Raw genomic sequence first — 17,583 nt, forward strand, 5'->3', positions numbered from 1 at the left:
CTTGAACCGCTTTCACAGATACTTCTTGAACGTCGCCGACGCGATGCACACCGCGACGCCGAGCAGCGCCGCGCTGGGCAGCAGGATCAGCAGCGGATGCACGCTGACCGGCAGCGCGAGGTAAGTGACCCAGGGCAGCACCGCCAGCGGCATCAGGCTGGCTCTCGCCCGGTGGTAGACGAAGCCCGATTCGCGGCCGGCGCCGAAGCCGCGCACGTCGCGGCGCACGAGCCCGTCCACCAGGCCGGTGAAGGCCGCCATCAGGAACAGCGGCAAGGTCAGGACCAGCACCAGCAGCCGCACGAGGAACACCAGCACTGTGTACGCCGAGGCGATCAGGTAGCTCTCGACATGCACGTAGAGCTGACCGATGTAGTAGCGGAAGTCCTGCGCCTGGCTGCGCGCGCCGGCACGCGATTGCGCCGCCGCGTCGCGTATCCAGTCCAGCAGGCCCGTTTTCACGAACAGTCCTTGGTAGGCCCACTCGACGAGCTGGAGGGCGCTGCGCCCCGGCTCCTGCACCAGCACGCTTTGCGTGAAATGCTCCGAGACCTGCGACAGCTCGTAGTTCAGCATGCCCTGCGCATGGCGCCAGCCCTGCTCGGGCCAGAAGAAGTGCATGCCGATGCACTCGATCGCGATGCACAGCACCAGCGAACCGGCCAACACCCCGAACAGCCGGAACGGGAGCGTGATGAGGCCTGCGATCAGGCCCTGCTGGCGAACCTGCTGGCGCTGGACGGCGACGGCGGGGTCGCTCATGCCGTGGCCCCTTCATCCGCGCTGGCCATCTGCTTGAAGTCGGCCAGCAGATCGTCGGGCAGCGCCTGGTCCTGCAGGCCGGGAAGCCCCTTGTTGTCCCACCACTCGCCGGCCTCGACGTAGTGCTGCCGCATGTAGCCGGCCAGTTCCTGCAGATCCTTGGGCATGGCCTCGTCGGGGTCGGGCGCCGGCAGTGGCATGCGCACCTTCCACAGGTGGCCGCCCTCGATCAGCGCGAAGCATTGGCCCTTGGGCAGGCCCACGACGTGCGCTGGTTCGATCAGCGGCACGCTGTTGCTGCTGATGCGGTCCTGCGTGTTCGACGTGAAGGCGGTGTTGCCGGTCGGGTCTGAGCTGTCGGTGGCGCCGCTCATCACCGTCGTCGTGTAGACCTCGACCTTGGGCAGTTGGCGCGTCAGCAGTTCGGCCGTGGTGGTCTCGCGCACGCGCAGCATGAACAGGTTGTTGAAGTTGCCGACGACCTGGCCCGCCTTCGCGCGGTTGCCGATGCGCGCCTCGATGTCCGAGAGGGTCTGCGTGTAGGCCGTGACCTGGACGCCCGCGCCGCCGCCCTTGTTGACCATGGGTATGAACTCGTCGCCCATGAGTTCGTTGAACTCGTCGGCATGGACGTTGATGGGCACCTTGATGCCCGTCGCGGCACCCGGCAGGCCGTCGTCGATGCCGAACTTGTAGATGTGACCCGCGACGGATACGAGGTCGGAGAACATCGAATTGCCGACCGCCGCCGCGACTTCCGCGTCCGACAGTGCATCGAGGCCGACATAGACCACGGCCCGCTTCCTGATGATCTGCATCCAGTCGAAGATCGGGCGTGGGTCGGCGAGGTCCGAATAGTTCGGCGCCAGCAACTGCGCGATCTTGCCGGTGGTCAGCTTCTCCAGCAGCGGTAGGAGCGATGCGACGATCTTGTCGAAGTACGTCCTGTCGTAGCGCACCGCGCTGCGCAGGCCGTCGAGCACAGGGTCGTAGATGCGCACCTGCGACAGGTACTGCTCCAGCGCGACGACGCGCTTCTCGCGGCCGATCATGTTGCGCGGGATGTTCTTGTCGTTCAGCTTGGCTTCGAGCTGGACGATGACCTCCCAGGCCTTGGGCTCGTTCCGGGCGAAGTAGTGCTGGGCGTACTCGATGAACAGCGCATCGATGTTGATGACATGGCGCTGGATCAGCAGGTAGTCGGGCCGCTGCCCCAGCTCGACCAACGCCCGCGCGATGATGTTGACGAAGCGCCAGGCGAACTCGCGGAACGCCGCGCTGTTGCCTTCACCGGAAAGCTGGCCGGCGATGCGCGTGGCAACTTCCGAGATGCGCCCGAAGCGTCCCACCGCGTTGTAGCGCGCGGAGATGTCCGGCCAGCCCAGGTGGAACACATAGAACTCGCCCTCGCGCCCGGCACGCTTGGCCTCCACGTACATGCGCTTCAGGAGGTCCGCATCGCCTTTGGGATCGAAGACGATCACGACCTCGTGCTGTCCGTTGAGCTTGCGCCGTATGTCCTGGGTGATGAACAGCTCGGCCAACCTCGTCTTGCCGACGCGGGTCGTACCTAACACCAGGCTATGGCCGACGCGCTCGGCCAATGGCAGCGTGACGTCGACCTCGTGCGGTTCGATACCGTGTAGCCGCGGCATACCGCCCACCGGCGGCAGCGGACGCGCCGGGTTGAGCGGGTTGTCCCAGGCCAGGGCCTTCGCCATCTTGGACAACGGGTACGGCGCGAACTCCAGGCGCTCTTCCATGCGCCGCGCCATCCGGTAGATCGCCGTCGGCTCGACGTAGCGTCGGAACTCCGGCCGGTAGGTCTGCATCAGCCGGTGCGTGTGGCGCTGGTCCCAGCGAAAGCCCCGGCCGACGAAGAGCCGCTGCTGGCTGACCGGCACGTCGCGGCTGGTCATAACATAGCGCGGCAGGCGCCGGATGTTGCGCCGGTAGCGCAAGATGGCCCAGGCGTCGTGCAAGCGCAGCGCGCCGAAGGTCAGGAAGGCCAGCGCGCTGCCCAGGCCCAGCAAGGGGCTCAGCGCGAGCGACCACGGGGCCACCAGGCACAGAAACGCGGCGCCCGCACAGACCGCGACGGTGTATAGCTCCACCGCTGGCCGCAGCAGGACTTCGACGGCTTGGGACTGGGCCATGGCGGGCGCTTCACGTCACGTCAGGGCTCGATGCCCGTGGCGGTGATCAGCACCGGGTAGTGCTTGATGCCCAGGCGTTGCGCCAGGTCGTCGCCCGAGACGGGCAACAGCACCAAGCCCGGCGCGAGGCGGCGCAGCGCGGCCAGTGCTTCGGGTGTCGCGACGTTGACCACCAGCCCCACGGCGCGCAGCGCCTGTAAGTCCTTGCCCCGCTGTTGGAGCCAGTCGCGCGAGCGGTCGTCGTCGCCGACCAGGAACAGCGGCGTCAGGCCCGGCGCGCGGATCACGCGGCGCGGCTCGTCGCCGGGTGTCAGCCGCATCGAGCGCACCGGCAGCATGGCCGCCTCGGCATCGGTCGGGCCGCCAATGCGCGGCCTGGATTGCGGCGCTGGTTGCGGCGCGGCTGGCTGACTGGGCTGCGCATCCTGCGGGTTCAAGGCCCGGTAGTGCGGCAGTGCCGAGCTGCCGCCCTTGTCCTCGACGACGATCAACGGCGGGGAGCTGCTCTTGATGACCGGGCCGCGGCCCTGTGCGTGGGCCGTGGCGGCCAGCAGTGCCGCCATGGCGGCAAGGAGGATGCGGTTCATGACATGGGGCTCCGGGCAGTGGGAAGTGCAGCGCCCGGCCCGAGCACGCGGGTCAGGTGCTGGTGGACACTGCGGCGGTAGCGGGCGGCAGGCGCCCCGCCCGCGGGGCGGTGGTAGCGGCCGATGGCGATCAACCAGTCCTCGCCCGGCGTGTGCTGCTCCTGCAGGATTTCCGCGGCGATGGCGAGGTTGCGGTACGGGTCGAGCAGTTCGCAGGGATGCTCGTAGCGCTGCGCGTGGTAGCCGAGGTTGACTTGGCCGAGTCCGGCGTCGATGCGATTGGCCGGCACGCGGGCGAGCGCCTGGCGAATGCCGGCGCAGGCCCCGGCCCGTGTGGCGTAGCGTTCGGCGCGGCCGGCGACGTTGAGCGTCCAAGGCCAGGGGATCAGGCGGCCACGCAGCCGCGCGCCGCTCTCCTGCAGCGCCACCGCGTACAGCACCGGCGACGGCACACCCGCCTGCTGGGCGGCGAGCTGGTAGGCGGGTGGTGGCACCTCCTGGCCGAAGGCGATGGCCGTGCAGGCGCAGAGCACCAGGGCCACTGCCGCGCGGCCGGCGCGGCGAGCCAAACTCGATGCCGCTATTGGCGCTGCCATTGGCCGTTGACCTCGCGCACCACGGCGGGCAGATCGCCGGGCAGGCCGAGTGACAGCCAGCGCCCGGCGTCATGGTTGAGCGTGATGGCGCGCGAGCGCACGCGGCCGGCGTCGATGCCAGCCTGCGTCGCCCACTGGCGGATGCGGGCGTCCTCCTGGCGGCTGCCGACCATGTAGAGGTCGAAGGCGGTGCCGGCCACCTGCAGCTGGCGCACGCGCTGCTCGCACGACGGGCACTCGGCCTTCACGAAAACCGCCAGCCGGCCCGAGCCCCGGTTGCCGGCGCCCGGCGCCTTCGCACCCGGCATGTTCACGCGCTGCTGTCCCGGATAGAGCCGCTTCCACGCCGCGTCGTAGGCCCGCTGGTAGGCCAGCGTCTTGCCCACGCGCTTCGATTCCGCCTGCACCTGCAGCTCCGCATAGCGGTTGCGTTCCTCGTCGCTGCGCGCCTCGATGCCCAGCGCCGTGAGCGGATCGAGGTTCGGGGAATAGATGCCCAGCGGCCCCTGCATCAGTTGGCGGTAGCGCGCCCACTCATCGGAGCGCAGGCCCCAATCGCGCGCCAGCCGTTCGTCCAGCGCGGCGTCGCTGCTGTTCTGAATCTGGGCGGGCACCGTGCGCGAGGACGCGACCGGCGCCGACTGTGCCGAGGCCGTGCCTGCCGTTCCTGCGACAGCGGCGAGGATGGCGGCGAAGCAGATCGCGGCGTGCTTCATGGCCGGGCCCTACGGCAGCGCGAGGCGCTGGGTCTGGCCGTCCACGCGGAACACGGCGGCGCGTGCCTCGATCGCCAGCAGATGCCACGCGCCCACGGCATCGCCTTCGCGCAGCAGCCACACGTCCAGCACCGACGACGCCTTGGGTGCCGTCACCGACAGGAAGCGCTCGCCGCCGCGCAGCTCCACACCCACGACGTTGAATGGCGGTTCGGGCACCTTGGGCTTGGCCGGCTCGGCGGTGCGCTGGGGTGCTGCGGCAGGCGCGGCGGTTCGCTTCATGCGGGCTTCGATGTCGCCCACGCGGGCCTGCAGCGCCTGCACGTCGCCGGCATGGGCGTCTGTGGCCTGGGCCTGCTCCACCTGTGCCAGGCGTTCGTCCAGCGCCTTGCGGGTGGCCTCGAAGTCGGGCTGGGTGACAGGCTTGGGCTGATTCTTCGAGGTCGCCGCCTGCTGTTCGAGTTCGGCGACGCGCGTGTTGAGCGCCTGCACGTGCGCGTCCTGGGCGCTGGCCTGGCTCTGCTCGCTCAGGCGCGACAGGCCCACGCTGTTGACCACCGCGAGGATGCTCACGAGCAGCAGCCACGCGGCCGCTGTGATCTTCAACCAGCGCGCGCGGCCGGCATTCTCGTCGGGAAGCTGCGGGATGGTCATGGCTGGGCCTCCTGGGGCACATGGGGATCGGCGGGTTCGTCGGCCGGCGCGCTCGGTGCCGGAGGCGCGGGAATCGGGCTTGCACTCGGCGCACGCGCAGTCGTCACGCGCGCGAAGCACACCGCGCGCGCAGCGTCATCGACGGACAACTCCCAGGCCGGCCCGGCGAGCGCCAGCAAGGCATCGCGCAACGGCAGTGGCCCGAGCCGCAGATGCGCCGCCGGCAGCGGCAGCGTGAACAGCGAAGCGGCGTCCGGCGCGTCGCAAAGGCGGTAGCCGGTGCGCAGCAGCACGTGCCGTAGCGCATCGCCGACGCTCGCGTCCAAGGTCGGCGGAATCGAAATCTCGATCACCTGCCGCAGCAGGTCGCGCTGCGCCGGCTCGGGCACCATCTCGACCAGCGTGTAGCGCCCGTAGCGCGCCACCGGGATCAGGTTCGGCTCAGACTCCGGGGCGATGGCCCTGACAAACGCCGAAGGCTCGGGCGCGGTGGCAGCGGCCGTCGGGGGATTCGCCACGCCCGTGGTGGCGCAGCCGGCCATCAGTACGCAGCCGGCGAGCAATGCAGGCACAGCCAGGCGGTGGGCGACGCAGGTGAGTGGTTGCATGGGGCAAGTTCCCTGGAACACGGAGCCCTCACCATCGCCGCCGCGAAGCGTTCGGGCAGCAAACAAAGGGAACTGGCAGGCGCCCGACTTCATCGCGCGCCATCGATGCACGGAAAAAAGAAGCCGGCGCCCCGAAGGGCAGCCGGCGTGGGTGGGTGGATCAGGCCGCGACGAGTTGCCGGGCCAGTGCTACCTCGACGGAATCACCGTCCTGGTTCAGCACGTCCAATCCCGACTCGGGCACGTCTCCCGACGTGCTCTGCGAGACCATGATCTTTCGCGCCATCAGCCCCAGGCAGGTCATCTGCGAGGAAGCCGCATAGCCGAGGTAGATCACGAGAACCGGCAGCTTCTGGCCGATGCGCCATGAGCGCCGGGCCGCCTGCTGCAGGCTGTAGACGTTGTAGCCCGACTGCATGAACACGATCGTCGGAAACTCCAACAGGTCGAGACCCGTCTTGACCAGCTCCGGGTTCGTGATCAGCACGTCGATGCCGCGGTCCAACTGCTCGGCGATCCAGTCCTCGCGGCGGGAGGCATCCACGCTTGCGCGCAGCACCGCCACCTTGAAGCCTTCCTGCTCCAGCAGCACCTTCAGGCGCGACGTGGTGTCGCGCGTGCCGGTGTAGACCGAATAGACCAGCGTCTTGCGACCCGCAGACTTCTCCTGCTTGCAGATCTCGATCAGCTCGCGCTCCTTGGGCATCACCTCCAGCTCGTTGAACTGAGCCGGAACGAAGGCCAAGGTCTGGCGCGTGCGCGGGTGCACCACCGCCTCCGACCGGAAGCAGCAATCCGGCCAGGCCAGCAGCACGTTGAGGACCACGCCGAGCAGCGTCGTGTCGCGCTTCGCCAGCGCTTCTTTCAGCGCTGTGGTCAGCCGACCTGACAGATCGCGATAGGCCGCGGCTTGCGCCGTGTTCATCGCCACCTCGCGGAACTCCTCGTCGTAGGGCGACAGCACATTGCCGCCGATGTCCTTCAACTTGAGGAAGACCGTGAACGGCAGCACGCAACGCAGCACGCCCTTCGGGCCGAAGCCCGGCGCCTTGACGGTGCGCACCGAAATCTTGTTGCCCTTGGCCGTCTTGTGCGCCGTGCCGGTGCTCTCGGAATAGATGTCCTTGAGGACGCCGTGATCGCGCATGAACGCCATCGCGGCCGAGGTCATGCTGCCGCTCTTGGTCGGGCGGTAGCCATCTTCGATCATTCGCCCCGGCAGGGCTCGGAACAGCAGGTGGAAAAGGTCGTCGCCGTAGCCGCCCATCAGCGTGCCGGTGAGCAGCAGCGTCTTGCGTGCCTTGGCCGCCAACACCCCCATCGCTTGGCCCTGTGCGGAGCCGCCGTTCTTGTACTCGTGCGCCTCGTCGGCGATGAGCAGGTCGAACGTGCCTTGCGGCAGGTAGCGCTTGATGAACTCGGACGGCTGGTAGCCGCCCTCGCCGAAGCCGAACTCCATGTTCGCCATCGCCCGCTCCATGCGGTGCGCTTGGCGATCCGAGAAGACCAGCTCGCCGTTGGCATCCATGAGGTTGATGAACTCGTGGATGTTGTCGCCGAGCATGGACGCCAGGAAGGAGTCGCCGAACTTGCGCATCAGCTTCCGCGCGGTGACTTCCCCGATGGTCGGGATGCGCTGCAAGGCTTTGAAGACGGCCGTGGACTGGTCGCTGGCGGACAGGCTCCTCGGTCGCATCAGCGTCCACAGCGGTGCGGCGCAATGGCTGCACCGGCGGCGGTAGTCCTCGGCTTCGAGTTCGACCGGGTTGATCGGCTCGCCGTCGAGGTTGGTGATGACCTGGCCGCAGTCCGGGCATGCGCCTACTTCGCCGTGCCGCGTGCGCCGCACGTTGAAGACGGGCTTCCAGTGGAAACCCATGCGCATCCGCACGCGCCCGAGCACGAAGAACTCCTGGCCGCGCGCCGGTACGCCCAACTGCTCGCGCAGCTTGATGAGCTTGACCAGCGTGTCCGGGCCGTTGAGCACCCAGACCTTGGCACCGGCCACCGTCTCCTGGATTTCGCGGCGCCACTTGTAGACCAGGTGGGGCGGCGACAGCACCAGAGTGCGGCGGTAGCCTTCGGCGTGCAGCACGGCGGCCGTGGCGATGCCGACGGTCGTCTTGCCGCAGCCCATCTCGCCATTGACGATCGCGGCGCGTTCGCCACGGTCGGCCAACAGCTCGGTGACGGCATGTACCACCTCGGCCTGCGCCTGGAACAGCTTGCGCTTGAGACTGGCCAGCACGAGCTGGCGGTGCGACCGGGCCTGGCCGGTGTAGACGGGAGGGTTGGCGCGGTTGAGCGAATCCAGCAGCTCGTCGCCGAACTCGGCGACGAAATCCTGAAGGCTCAAGGCCAAGGGAGAAGCGGCCGCTTCGAGCAGGTCGCCCTGGATGGGCGTGCTGTCGGCGGCGGGAACAACGTCGGTATCGAGGGACATGGTGATGCTCCAAAGAAAATGGGGCATGCACCTCCCCTGCGGGGCGATGGCATGCCCCGGGGTGGGAAGAGGGGAACGGCGCGAAGCCGCAGTGGAAGAACAGATCGACGGCGAACCGTCAGGGAACAGCGATCAGCGGATGGTCAACACCTCGCCGCAGGTCGGCGAGCCTGGTGTCATGTCCCAGGCACGGATGACCGGCACGAACTTGTCGGTCAGGATGCGCGTCTCGGCCACGGAGCCGTCGTCGCGTTCGGTGTATTCCGTCTGCAGCGTCTTCTCCTTGTGGGTGTCGCCCTTGACGACGAGCACGCGGCCCGTCTTGGACTTCACCACGCCGGAGATCGCGCCGGCAGCAAGCGCCAAGGCAAGATGCCAGTGCGACAAGGCCCGCGCCGGAGGCCGCAGCGATTGCTGCGCGGCGCCCAGGTGCGTGTCGAGCGTCGGCCAGAGCCCTTGCAGCCGGCCGACTTCATCGGCGAACTGCTCGGGCTCCATCGTCACGCGGTAGAAGTGCTCCGGCTCGGCCGGGCTGGCAGGCACCGTGTACGGCAGGAACGGCCATTCGACCGGCAGCTCCTCCGCTTCGGCGTCGCCTTGCCCGATCTGCAGCAGCAGCGCGCGCGTGGCTTTGACCGAATCCGATGCCTGGTCGCGCTGACGAACACGGCGGCCGAAGATCACCACCTGCTTGAACTGCGCTTCCACCGCGCGGTAGATGCGCAGATCGGCGAAGTGCCGGGTCAGCCACCCGACCAGCTCGGCATCGAGCACGTAGTGCGGCACGATGTAGATCAGCACGCCGCCGTACTGCAGCAGTGGCAGCGCCTTTTGATAGAACAGCTTTTCCAGCCGCGCGCGGCCCTGGCCCTGGTAGCCGACGTTGCCGTTGGTGTCCTTGGCCAGGTCGCCATACGGCGGGTTGAGCCACAGCAGGCCGAAGCTCTGCCGACTGATCAGCGTGTCCATCAGGTCGCCGTGGATGCAGCGATCGACCAGTTGCCGGGCGTGGTGCGCACGCTCGGCCTCGTACTCGACGGCGAAGGCCTGGACCTGCTCGCGCCCGAGGGCGTGCGCGGCTTCGGCGATCGCCACGCCTTCGCCGGCGCAGGGATCGATGATGCACAGCGGCCCGTTCGAGGATTCGGCGGGCGCCAGTGCGGCGAGTGCTCTTTCGAGCGTGGGTTCATCCGTGGGGAAGTACCCGTTCTTGACGAAGTTGCGGGCGAGCCGCGGGAACATGAGGGCCATGGGAATCTCCTGGCATTGAAGATGAAGGGATGCGGACATGCGCGCGTGCATGTCCGATGCGAAAACCTCAAGCCACCGCTTCGAGCGGTCGTGCCGAAGGGGTGCGGCTGGCGGGTGTGCCCGCGACGAGCGCGCCGCTGCGGATCAGGCCGCCCAGCACCTGGGTCAGCGTCGGCACGTCGATGGCGAGTCGATGGCCCTCCAGAGGTCCGAGGGCGAACGGCAGGCGCGTCAGCATCGACTTCGCCTGCAGCAGCTCCAGCACGGGTTCGCGCCAGGGATCAAGAAGCGGCAGCGGGCAGGTATCCCGCACCAGCTTCCACAGCCGGTCGAGCCGGTGCGTGGAATCGCGAGGCAGGAGCGCCAGCGCGCTGGCGTTGGCCTTGTCGGGCTTGACGCAGCGCCGATCGAACAGCCAGATGTTGGTCAGCGAGCCGAACAGCGTGCGTCGGTAGGCGCGTGCGCTGCGCTTTTCCAGGTTCTCGACGTTGCTGACGAAGATCGGAATGCTCGCGCCCTGCTCGGTGATGAGGTGGAACTGATCCAGTCCCTGTTCGTCCCGGCCCAGGGTAAGGCGGGCCAGGAATTCCTGGACGGCGGTGTCGCGCGCCCAGAGGGAGATGAAGACCAGGTTGCCGTTCTCGTCACCGACGACGCCATCGGCCATCAGGTCGGGGCATTCGTCGATGCGATAGAGCGTCTTAGGGGAAGAAGGTGCAGGCATGGTGATGTCCTCGAAGTGAGCGGAGACAGCACCGCCCGCGAGGGCAGTCACTGCCCCAGGGGGATGGAAGAAGACGCGGTGAGCGTCGTGGTGAAGAATCAGACCGTGCGTCGCAACGCGCCGTAGCCTTGAAGGTCTGGGCTACCTGGGCATGTTGTCGGCAACGCCGACGGACATGGGACATAGCCTGCGCTAAGGTGCGCGTGTCGCGGGAGCGGAAAACCGACCCGGCGCGCAACCCTGTTTGCTCTGGCGCATCGCCCGCGGCGCCGGAAGGACGGCCACAAAAGAAAACCGCCCCGGGGACACCGAGGCGGCAAAGATGACTGCTTGGCTCAGGGAGGAAAAGCCAGGGAGGTATGCAGTCGAACCGCAATTTTCGCGGCGGCAGCGAATTGCCGCATTAGGGTTACACCGAGCCAAACTGAACGTGGTGCGCTGGCAGCACAGCGCCGCCAAAGAAAAAGCGGACCATGCCGCGAGGCACGATCCGCTTGTGGGTCAGGCTTTGAGCTGACGCAGGCCATCCGCGAGCAGCCAAAGCGCCCGGTTGAGCCGGACGTTCTGGTCGATGCCCTGAACGGGTCGCGTGCGCTGCTGGCGCCCGTTGGCGGCACAGCCGGTCAGGCCGCCCTTGACAAGGTTCTCCTGAACCCGGTTGAAGACCGACCAAAGATCGGCACGGTTGTCGTCGAAACGACGAGGCCGCAGGATCTGCGTCTCCGTGATGGGCAAGGCCTTGCCCGACTCGTCGTACTTTAAGGTCAGCGCCGACCTGGCGAAGACTTCGGCCTCGCCGTCGTCGAGGGTGATGACGCGCATGGCGTCGCGCGAGTCCTGCACGCGCTCGAAGCCGTGCAGCACCTCGTAGGCGCCTTCGATCACGTGATCGGTGACGTTGCCCTTGTGGGGCACGCGCACGTCGGCGAAGGTGTCGCCGCACACCAGACCGTTGTGGCAGACGAATCTGAACATGCCCGCGAGCATCTGGTAGCTGCTGGTGCCGTCGTGCGAGTTGAGCAGGATGATCTCGTTCGCCTCGGCGCCGTTGATCTGGCTGGCGTGGCGAAGGCGCAGCATGTGCTTGGTGTAGTCGCGGCGATCCTCGTGTCGCACGCGGGTCTGGCACACCATGAACGGCTGGAAACCTTCTCTGCGCAGTTCGGTCAGCACAGCCGCCGTGGGGATGTAGCTGTACCGTTCGGAGCGGCTTTCGTGCGGGGTGTCCGCGAAGATGGATGGGGCCACGGTGCGAATCTGATCGTCCGACAACGGATGGTCGGCGCGCAGCACCGGGGAACGAGGGGCGAAGCGGGATGCGAGTTGCATGATGATCTCCTTGCGGAATGGAGCAATCGGCATCCAGCGGCCGAGGCCGGATGCGCGCGATTGCGTAGGACGAAGAAAAGCCCTGCTGAACAGGGCCTGATGAAAGGGATGAAGAAGTGCGCCGCGTGAAGGCCGGCCTATGGGTTCGGAACCGGCTCCCAGCCGCGGCTGTGCGGGTTGAAGCAAAGCGCTTCCTGGCCTTTGAGGATCGGCGTGAAGCCGTCGAGGAAGACGTGTCGCAGGTACAGCGCGCGGTAGGTCAGTGCCTGCCACGCCTGTTCTTCGCTCAGGCCGTTGGCGATGAAGTGCTCGCGCAGTTCGTCGTCGTCGGAAACCTCGTTGTTGGCCAACTGGTCTTCGACGAAGCGAAGCAGCTCGGGCGGCAAGGACGACATGAGGGTGTCCATGTTCGCCTCAGTCGGTGGCTGCATCGCCGGCCGCTTTGCGCGTCGGCTGCTGGTGGAAGGCATGCACCCTTGCGCGCCAGGTGGCGCAGCGCTGCGGCGCCATGTCGAGATAGCGCAGCGGGCACGAGTAGTAGTACGGGTGCTCGGCCTCGACCAGGAACTTGTAGCCCCATTCGCGGCCCTCGCTTTCCAGCAGATGGCAGCCGATCAAGGTGGCCGACTCGCCGGGTGCGAGACCCAGGACGCCGGCCTGCTTGGCGGTGACGCGCGCCACCGTCCACAGCACGTTGCCGACCAGCGTGTGGTCGATGACCTCACTGCGCGACCGCTCGGTTTCCTCGGTTGCGGTCAGCTCGCGGATCAACTGATCGCGCGTCAATCGAACGAATGTCCAGCCCATGGAATGACTCCTGTGAGAAAGGGCCGGAGTCCTCCCGCCGGGGAAGGAGCCCCGGCGGGTGGTGGAAAGCCGCAGGCATGCGGCGTGAAATGGCGATGGGATCAGACCCTGGTGAGGTGCCAGTCCTGGGACAGCGGAGCGAACTCGTAGCCCAGGTCGCCGAGGCGGTCGCGCTGCTGACGCAGCACGCGCCGATCCACGGTGGCATCGAGCTTGACGACATCGCCCAGCGGCCAGAGTGTGCCGAACAGCGCCGCGTCGCCGTCGTCGTCCGCATGGGCCGTAGCCTCGGCAGACGCAGCAGCCGGCTCGCTGCCGAACGGCGTGGTATCGACCAGCGGGTCGCGCGAGCTGCGCGCCTTCTTCCGGCCGGCCGCCTTGGGGGCGGTCGTCGGCGTCGGCGTGGCGGTCTGCGCTTCCTCGTCGATCGGATCGACTTCCTGCGGACTCAGCCGGCGGGCGTCGTCACGGCTCAGGGCGTCGATGTTGGACAAAGTCATCCCACCCAGGAGGGCGCGGATCTCAATGACCATGCGGCCGTTGGCGGTGTACGTGGACGGGCGAATCTCCGCGATGGCGAAATCGCCCTCGTACTTGCCTTCGGCGTACTGGTCGAGTTCGGCGTTCTTCACGACGAACTCGCCGATGGAGGTCGCAAGGCGCCCGACGTTGAAGTCGCCGTTACGGCCGTGGATGGTCTTGATGGCCAATTGGCCGGGAATGGTGATCATGAAGAACTCCTGCGGACGAAGCTGCGATCACGCACACGGCCGTCATGGCGACGGTCGCATGCGCACGCGAGTGGGAAGAAGACAAGGCCCCAGGGGACGGGGCCTTGCGGATCAGAACGACTCGGCAACTTCCAATGCAGGCGCATCGGCAGTGGCTTCGTCGGCAGCTTCGGCGGCGGGCCTGGCGGGCTCGAACGCAGCGGCTTGCGGCTCAGCGAACGTCGCGGGGACATCCGTGTTACGCACGTCGCGTTCGTCGCGCTGGTCGGCATCGGTCGGCTTGGGCTCGGCCTTGTAGACGAGCTTGCCGTCGACCTTGATCCAACTGACGAACAGCAGGCGGGCCTTGAAGCTCACCCCCTGCTCGCCGGCACGCTTGCCCTTGGAGTAGGTGAAGGTGTCGGCCCACAGGTCGCCCAGACGGAAGCCGATCATCACTTTCTTCTCGGCATCGACCGCTTGGATGCAGCGGCGCACGAGGTGCTGCGCTTCGGAGCCCGAGACGCGCGTGTCGAAACGCACGTAGGCCACGTCATCGCTGGGGCCGTTGAGCGCCGCGATGTCGCAGGCCAGGAACGCATCGCCTTTCTTGGGCTTCACTTCGCGGATGCGATTGAGATACCCGAGTCCGGTGATGTGCAGGTCGAAGTAGGACTTGTCGGTGGAAGTGGTCATGGTGAATCTCCTGAGAACAATGAGGCGGAGACACACCCGACCCAAGGCGGGGAAGGTGTGGAACCCCCGCGTGGGTTGAAGGAACAGCTTGGGTGGCATCACCATCGGGAGAACCGATGGCTGTTCGCGCTGGGATGCCGGAGCGAACTGGTTGATCAACGCGGTCGGAACCGCGTCGCAGTCTTGAAGATCGAGACTGCCTGGGCATGCTGCTGACGGGCGTCAGCGGAACATGGCGGCAGCGTGGCGCCAGGCGCGCGCCCGCGCGAGCGGCAATCGGCACCGGCGGCTGTCCGCATTAGTGGCACCCTCTCGCCACCGGGTTGGGCAGGTACTGCCGCTTGCGGACCAGCATCTCGAAGGGCTCGCCCGCGCGGCTGGCGGTATCGAAGTCCACCACCACGAAGCCCGGTTCGATGGGCCGGTACTCCAGCCAGTGGATCGGCACTTGCCAGTGCTCGGCGCAGTCGCGCACGAAGCGCAAGGTGGCTTCCACTTCTTTTCCGGTGTTGGCGAAGCAGACGACGGCATCTGCGGGCAGGCCGCCGTTGGCTTGCAGCACGCGCCAGAGCATGTACGCGCTGGTGCGGCCGCCGCTGAAGCTGATGCAGGTCGGTTGCTCGATCTTGAACGGGTCTCGCATGCAGGCGTCACCAGGCGGTGGCACCGGCAGATGCCGGCGTGAGCGGCCCGAGCCGGACTGGAGACGAGCGCGTGCGATGCGGCCATGGGCCGCGGCACGAGATAAAGAGAAGCCCCCGTGAAGGGGGCTGGGAAGCAGTACGGTCAGTGGCCGGCCGGTGCAGCGGATACCGCCTGCATCGACAGGTGCGTGACCGTGGCCGACACTTCGAGGTCGTCCTCGCTGTGCAGGATACGGGTGAGGACCCGTTCCTGCAGGGCGAAGAACTCGCCGAAGTCGTCGCCGCCGAATTCGGCGCGCGCCAGTTCCCACCAGTCGTCGAACGCATCGACATCGGGGTTGCAGCCCACGGCGTAGGCGATGGTCTTGCGCCGCCCATCGGGCCGGCTCTCGCCGTGCTCGGCCATGAAATACACGCCCTGGTCCTTGACCAGGATGACGCGGCACTGGTTGGCCGCCGCCTCGGCAAGCACGGGCCGAAGCTCGGTGCCTTTGAATCGAACAGTCATGGAAGTGGTCTCCAACGGTGAAGGAAGAAGGTTTCCCGCCGCGAGGACGGGAAGCCGCTTGGGGACGTGAGGGGATCAGTGCTGGACGGGCTTGCGACCGGACAGGCGCTGTACGCGGATGAGGCGCCAGCTCCCGTCGTCGATCAGCCGCTCCAGCACCTGGCCCAAGGTGTCGAAGAACACTTCATCGACCCGCTCGACCAGCTCGCCTTCGCGATGCAGCTCCACCGCGTAGGTGTCGAGGCCGCGTTCGTAGAGCACGGTGACGCGCCCCTGGAACTTCGCCGAAGCGACGGTGAAGCCGATGGCCGGCGGCGTGGCGATGATGTTGCTGGGGCTCGGATCGACCACCGTGAAGTCCCGCGTGCCGGCATCCACCAGCAGGTGCGTGATGCGGCGGAATCCATCGGGCGCGGGCAACTGCTCCAGTTGGTGGATCAGCTCCTGCAGCTCGGGGCACTGCGGCTCGGGGATCGGCAGCTTGGCCGGCGCGGAACCCAGGATGAGCCGCTTCACCGTGTACGGCTGGCCGTCGGCGGTGAACTCAGTGCTCTCCTCGGGCGTATCCGCGCGCAAGCCGTCGAAGCGGCGCCGCGCATACGGTTCGACCTGCACCTTGGCGCCTTCGTCGGGCACGTCGGTGACGAGGGCCTTGTCGAGCACCGCGAACTCGGCCCGCCCCGTCTTGACGACGATGGCCTCGTCGGTGGTGGCGATGACCTTGCCCTCGAAGGGCTTGGGATCAACGTGGAAGCCCAGCGTCGAAACCTTGGGCTGGCCGTCGAAGATGTTGAACTTGAAGCTGCGGACGTTGGAAGGCACGTGGCCGCGAACCAGCGTCGGCATCTGTGCGCGGATGGCTTGGGTATCCATGGAAGACTCCTTGTGGCAACCAAGGGACTTCCGCCCGCAAGGGAGGTGTGTCCCTTGGGGGTGAGGTGGATGGACGCGACATGCGCCCGGAGAAGGAATAGCAACCAGCACGGCGAACCGTGCCGCAGCCTCGAAGGTCTCGACTGCCTGGGCATGCTTGCCGGCAACGCCAGCGAACATGCGAGCAGCGTGCGTCAGGCGTGGGCCAGCGACGCGGGGGAATCGGCACTGCGCGTCCACCGGCTTCGTCCAGAAAGAATACGAGCCCCGCGTGGGGGCTCGAAAGGTGGTGTCAGTCGTCGTAGATCGGCAGGCCGTCCAGCACCTGCGCATCGGCATCGAAGACCAGCATGCGCACGTCGGCGAGCGCGGCCAGGTGCAGCACGTGCATGAGGGATTCCGGCATGCCCTTCTTGCGATGCTCCTGCATCAGCCGCTTGGCCGTGATGCCTTCGACCACACGCAGGTTCTCGTCGGTCCAGGGCGTGGCGATCAGCTTCAACCCAATGGCCGGGCTGTACGGGATGCGGAAGGCGACGAACAGGAACAGCGTCGGCGTGGCGATGTCCGCCAGCTCGGCGAGGAAGCGATGCGCGTCGACGTCGAGGTGCGCGCTGCTGATCTCCCAGCACCGGCTGTAGTAGCCGGTCTCGAAGCGCAGGCGCTGCACGACTTCGCGGGCTGATTCCTCGGAGTAGGTATCGCCCACGTGCAGCGGCTTGCCTTCTTCCTCGGCCATGACGGCATAGACCACGTTGCGGGCGAGGCCGTGACTGCGGCATTGCGCTTCCAGCTCGGCAGGCACGGCCTGGTCTTCGGTGATTAGCGCGAAGTCGTCCGAGAAGACACAGCTACGCCGTTCGATCTGGCTGTCCGGTAGATTCGACTGCGAGGGATGCAGCGGCAGGTAGGTCAGTGGGCAGTCGTCATCGTAGGAGATGGCGAGCAGCCGCTCGACCGACAGGCCATCGTAGCCGCGGATAAAGGGATTGTTGTTCGAGTAGGACATGGGATTTCTCCAGCAGAGGATGGCCGAGGCGATCCCCTGCTGGGGATTGAACCCCAGCGGGTGGATAAAGTGGCAGCCGGTCAGTCGGCAGCGGTAGAGGACGGGTCGCCCAGCGCCTTCAACAGGTCGAGCAGGCCGCCATTCGCAAGCTGGTACAGGCGGTTGTAGTCGTCGCCGGTCGGCGCCTGCTCCAGGCGATCCAGCCGCGCATCCAGGTTGAGGATGCTCTGGTGCACGTTGCGGGCGATGCTCAGCGCGGAAGGTTTTCCGGCCGGCTTAGGGCTACGCTGAACAAGTTGAGAGGTGGCGCGAGGTTTGCATGTATCGAGACACCAGAGACACGAAGGTGAAGATGAAACAGCAAACCCTGGCGATGGCAGCCGATCAAGGCGACGGCTACGAGCAATACCGCAAGCTCACCAAGCGGGACACATTCCTGGCGACGATGGAGCAGATCGTGCCGTGGCAGGAGTTGTGCTCGGTCATCGAACCGCACTACCCCAAGGCCGG

Annotated in this window: 20 protein-coding genes and 1 pseudogene; 1 reads left to right on the top strand and 20 read right to left on the bottom strand. The window is 67.1% G+C overall.

Going from position 1 to position 17,583, the window contains the following annotated elements; all coding sequences use genetic code 11:
• Positions 1 to 12: 12 nt before the first annotated feature.
• The 20 genes from ACTIF6_RS06920 to ACTIF6_RS07015 all read right to left on the bottom strand — a co-directional run bounded on the left by ACTIF6_RS06920 (position 13) and on the right by ACTIF6_RS07015 (position 17,309).
• A complete protein-coding gene (locus ACTIF6_RS06920) occupies positions 13 to 762 on the bottom strand; it encodes a TIGR03747 family integrating conjugative element membrane protein (RefSeq protein WP_004265580.1) in 750 nt (249 codons plus the stop codon).
• Positions 759 to 2,918, bottom strand: a complete 2,160-nt coding sequence (gene traD, locus ACTIF6_RS06925) for a type IV conjugative transfer system coupling protein TraD (protein ID WP_003454810.1) — start codon at positions 2,916 to 2,918, stop codon at positions 759 to 761. Before traD ends, ACTIF6_RS06920 begins: the two co-directional genes overlap by 4 nt.
• A gap of 20 nt (positions 2,919 to 2,938) precedes the next feature.
• On the bottom strand, positions 2,939 to 3,505 hold the full coding sequence (locus ACTIF6_RS06930) for an integrating conjugative element protein (protein ID WP_112778074.1): 567 nt from the start codon (positions 3,503 to 3,505) through the stop codon (positions 2,939 to 2,941).
• Positions 3,502 to 4,101 carry a transglycosylase SLT domain-containing protein gene (locus ACTIF6_RS06935; RefSeq protein ID WP_033873711.1) on the bottom strand — a complete coding sequence of 200 codons (600 nt, stop codon included), beginning with the start codon at positions 4,099 to 4,101 and terminating at the stop codon, positions 3,502 to 3,504. Before ACTIF6_RS06935 ends, ACTIF6_RS06930 begins: the two co-directional genes overlap by 4 nt.
• Positions 4,086 to 4,817, bottom strand: a complete 732-nt coding sequence (locus ACTIF6_RS06940) for a TIGR03759 family integrating conjugative element protein (RefSeq protein WP_003454822.1) — start codon at positions 4,815 to 4,817, stop codon at positions 4,086 to 4,088. Before ACTIF6_RS06940 ends, ACTIF6_RS06935 begins: the two co-directional genes overlap by 16 nt.
• A 9-nt stretch (positions 4,818 to 4,826) precedes the next feature.
• On the bottom strand, positions 4,827 to 5,471 hold the full coding sequence (locus ACTIF6_RS06945; protein WP_003454833.1) for a hypothetical protein: 645 nt from the start codon (positions 5,469 to 5,471) through the stop codon (positions 4,827 to 4,829).
• Positions 5,468 to 6,079, bottom strand: a complete 612-nt coding sequence (locus ACTIF6_RS06950; protein WP_003454835.1) for a PilL N-terminal domain-containing protein — start codon at positions 6,077 to 6,079, stop codon at positions 5,468 to 5,470. Before ACTIF6_RS06950 ends, ACTIF6_RS06945 begins: the two co-directional genes overlap by 4 nt.
• A 160-nt stretch (positions 6,080 to 6,239) precedes the next feature.
• On the bottom strand, positions 6,240 to 8,522 hold the full coding sequence (locus ACTIF6_RS06955; RefSeq protein WP_439587244.1) for a DEAD/DEAH box helicase family protein: 2,283 nt from the start codon (positions 8,520 to 8,522) through the stop codon (positions 6,240 to 6,242).
• Between the two features lie 132 nt (positions 8,523 to 8,654).
• Complete coding sequence (locus ACTIF6_RS06960) at positions 8,655 to 9,773, bottom strand: DUF6094 domain-containing protein (RefSeq protein WP_003454847.1); 1,119 nt, start codon at positions 9,771 to 9,773, stop codon at positions 8,655 to 8,657.
• Positions 9,774 to 9,840: 67 nt separating this feature from the next.
• Positions 9,841 to 10,497, bottom strand: coding sequence for a hypothetical protein (locus tag ACTIF6_RS06965; protein ID WP_003454850.1), 657 nt, complete (start codon positions 10,495 to 10,497; stop codon positions 9,841 to 9,843).
• Between the two features lie 501 nt (positions 10,498 to 10,998).
• Entirely contained in the window at positions 10,999 to 11,826 is an 828-nt protein-coding gene (locus ACTIF6_RS06970) for a DUF932 domain-containing protein (RefSeq protein ID WP_003454853.1), read from the bottom strand.
• 137 nt (positions 11,827 to 11,963) lie between these two features.
• The gene (locus ACTIF6_RS06975) at positions 11,964 to 12,233 is read right to left on the bottom strand and encodes a hypothetical protein (RefSeq protein WP_003454871.1); all 270 of its coding nucleotides are present in this window, start codon (positions 12,231 to 12,233) and stop codon (positions 11,964 to 11,966) included.
• Positions 12,234 to 12,240: 7 nt separating this feature from the next.
• Complete coding sequence (locus ACTIF6_RS06980) at positions 12,241 to 12,633, bottom strand: hypothetical protein (RefSeq protein ID WP_003454873.1); 393 nt, start codon at positions 12,631 to 12,633, stop codon at positions 12,241 to 12,243.
• A gap of 101 nt (positions 12,634 to 12,734) precedes the next feature.
• Complete coding sequence (locus tag ACTIF6_RS06985) at positions 12,735 to 13,364, bottom strand: DUF3275 family protein (protein ID WP_003454876.1); 630 nt, start codon at positions 13,362 to 13,364, stop codon at positions 12,735 to 12,737.
• Positions 13,365 to 13,475: 111 nt separating this feature from the next.
• The gene (locus ACTIF6_RS06990; RefSeq protein ID WP_003454879.1) at positions 13,476 to 14,039 is read right to left on the bottom strand and encodes an STY4534 family ICE replication protein; all 564 of its coding nucleotides are present in this window, start codon (positions 14,037 to 14,039) and stop codon (positions 13,476 to 13,478) included.
• 298 nt (positions 14,040 to 14,337) lie between these two features.
• A complete protein-coding gene (locus ACTIF6_RS06995; RefSeq protein WP_003454883.1) occupies positions 14,338 to 14,682 on the bottom strand; it encodes a hypothetical protein in 345 nt (114 codons plus the stop codon).
• A gap of 143 nt (positions 14,683 to 14,825) precedes the next feature.
• Positions 14,826 to 15,191, bottom strand: a complete 366-nt coding sequence (locus tag ACTIF6_RS07000; protein ID WP_003454886.1) for a DUF3085 domain-containing protein — start codon at positions 15,189 to 15,191, stop codon at positions 14,826 to 14,828.
• A 75-nt stretch (positions 15,192 to 15,266) separates the two neighbouring features.
• Positions 15,267 to 16,064, bottom strand: coding sequence for a GTPase (locus ACTIF6_RS07005; RefSeq protein ID WP_439587245.1), 798 nt, complete (start codon positions 16,062 to 16,064; stop codon positions 15,267 to 15,269).
• 292 nt (positions 16,065 to 16,356) lie between these two features.
• Positions 16,357 to 17,073, bottom strand: a complete 717-nt coding sequence (locus ACTIF6_RS07010) for a hypothetical protein (RefSeq protein WP_003454888.1) — start codon at positions 17,071 to 17,073, stop codon at positions 16,357 to 16,359.
• Positions 17,074 to 17,153: 80 nt separating this feature from the next.
• Positions 17,154 to 17,309, bottom strand: coding sequence for a hypothetical protein (locus ACTIF6_RS07015; RefSeq protein ID WP_439587246.1), 156 nt, complete (start codon positions 17,307 to 17,309; stop codon positions 17,154 to 17,156).
• 116 nt (positions 17,310 to 17,425) lie between these two features.
• Here ACTIF6_RS07015 and ACTIF6_RS07020 point away from each other — a divergent pair.
• A pseudogene (locus ACTIF6_RS07020) lies at positions 17,426 to 17,583 on the top strand (IS5/IS1182 family transposase); the annotation flags it as partial.

The organism is Hydrogenophaga sp. (assembly GCF_051860785.1).
Classification (GTDB): domain Bacteria; phylum Pseudomonadota; class Gammaproteobacteria; order Burkholderiales; family Burkholderiaceae_C; genus Hydrogenophaga.

Coding starts and splice junctions, on each gene's coding strand:
- ACTIF6_RS06930 (WP_112778074.1), bottom strand. CDS start 3,505: ATGAACCGCATCCTCCTTGCCGCCATGGCGGCACTGCTGGCCGCCACG.
- ACTIF6_RS06920 (WP_004265580.1), bottom strand. CDS start 762: ATGAGCGACCCCGCCGTCGCCGTCCAGCGCCAGCAGGTTCGCCAGCAG.
- ACTIF6_RS06960 (WP_003454847.1), bottom strand. CDS start 9,773: ATGGCCCTCATGTTCCCGCGGCTCGCCCGCAACTTCGTCAAGAACGGG.
- ACTIF6_RS06955 (WP_439587244.1), bottom strand. CDS start 8,522: ATGTCCCTCGATACCGACGTTGTTCCCGCCGCCGACAGCACGCCCATC.
- ACTIF6_RS07005 (WP_439587245.1), bottom strand. CDS start 16,064: ATGGATACCCAAGCCATCCGCGCACAGATGCCGACGCTGGTTCGCGGC.
- ACTIF6_RS07010 (WP_003454888.1), bottom strand. CDS start 17,073: ATGTCCTACTCGAACAACAATCCCTTTATCCGCGGCTACGATGGCCTG.
- ACTIF6_RS06935 (WP_033873711.1), bottom strand. CDS start 4,101: ATGGCAGCGCCAATAGCGGCATCGAGTTTGGCTCGCCGCGCCGGCCGC.
- ACTIF6_RS06990 (WP_003454879.1), bottom strand. CDS start 14,039: ATGACCACTTCCACCGACAAGTCCTACTTCGACCTGCACATCACCGGA.
- ACTIF6_RS06970 (WP_003454853.1), bottom strand. CDS start 11,826: ATGCAACTCGCATCCCGCTTCGCCCCTCGTTCCCCGGTGCTGCGCGCC.
- ACTIF6_RS06980 (WP_003454873.1), bottom strand. CDS start 12,633: ATGGGCTGGACATTCGTTCGATTGACGCGCGATCAGTTGATCCGCGAG.
- ACTIF6_RS06950 (WP_003454835.1), bottom strand. CDS start 6,079: ATGCAACCACTCACCTGCGTCGCCCACCGCCTGGCTGTGCCTGCATTG.
- ACTIF6_RS06975 (WP_003454871.1), bottom strand. CDS start 12,233: ATGGACACCCTCATGTCGTCCTTGCCGCCCGAGCTGCTTCGCTTCGTC.
- ACTIF6_RS06965 (WP_003454850.1), bottom strand. CDS start 10,497: ATGCCTGCACCTTCTTCCCCTAAGACGCTCTATCGCATCGACGAATGC.
- traD (WP_003454810.1), bottom strand. CDS start 2,918: ATGGCCCAGTCCCAAGCCGTCGAAGTCCTGCTGCGGCCAGCGGTGGAG.
- ACTIF6_RS06985 (WP_003454876.1), bottom strand. CDS start 13,364: ATGATCACCATTCCCGGCCAATTGGCCATCAAGACCATCCACGGCCGT.
- ACTIF6_RS06945 (WP_003454833.1), bottom strand. CDS start 5,471: ATGACCATCCCGCAGCTTCCCGACGAGAATGCCGGCCGCGCGCGCTGG.
- ACTIF6_RS06940 (WP_003454822.1), bottom strand. CDS start 4,817: ATGAAGCACGCCGCGATCTGCTTCGCCGCCATCCTCGCCGCTGTCGCA.
- ACTIF6_RS07000 (WP_003454886.1), bottom strand. CDS start 15,191: ATGACTGTTCGATTCAAAGGCACCGAGCTTCGGCCCGTGCTTGCCGAG.
- ACTIF6_RS06995 (WP_003454883.1), bottom strand. CDS start 14,682: ATGCGAGACCCGTTCAAGATCGAGCAACCGACCTGCATCAGCTTCAGC.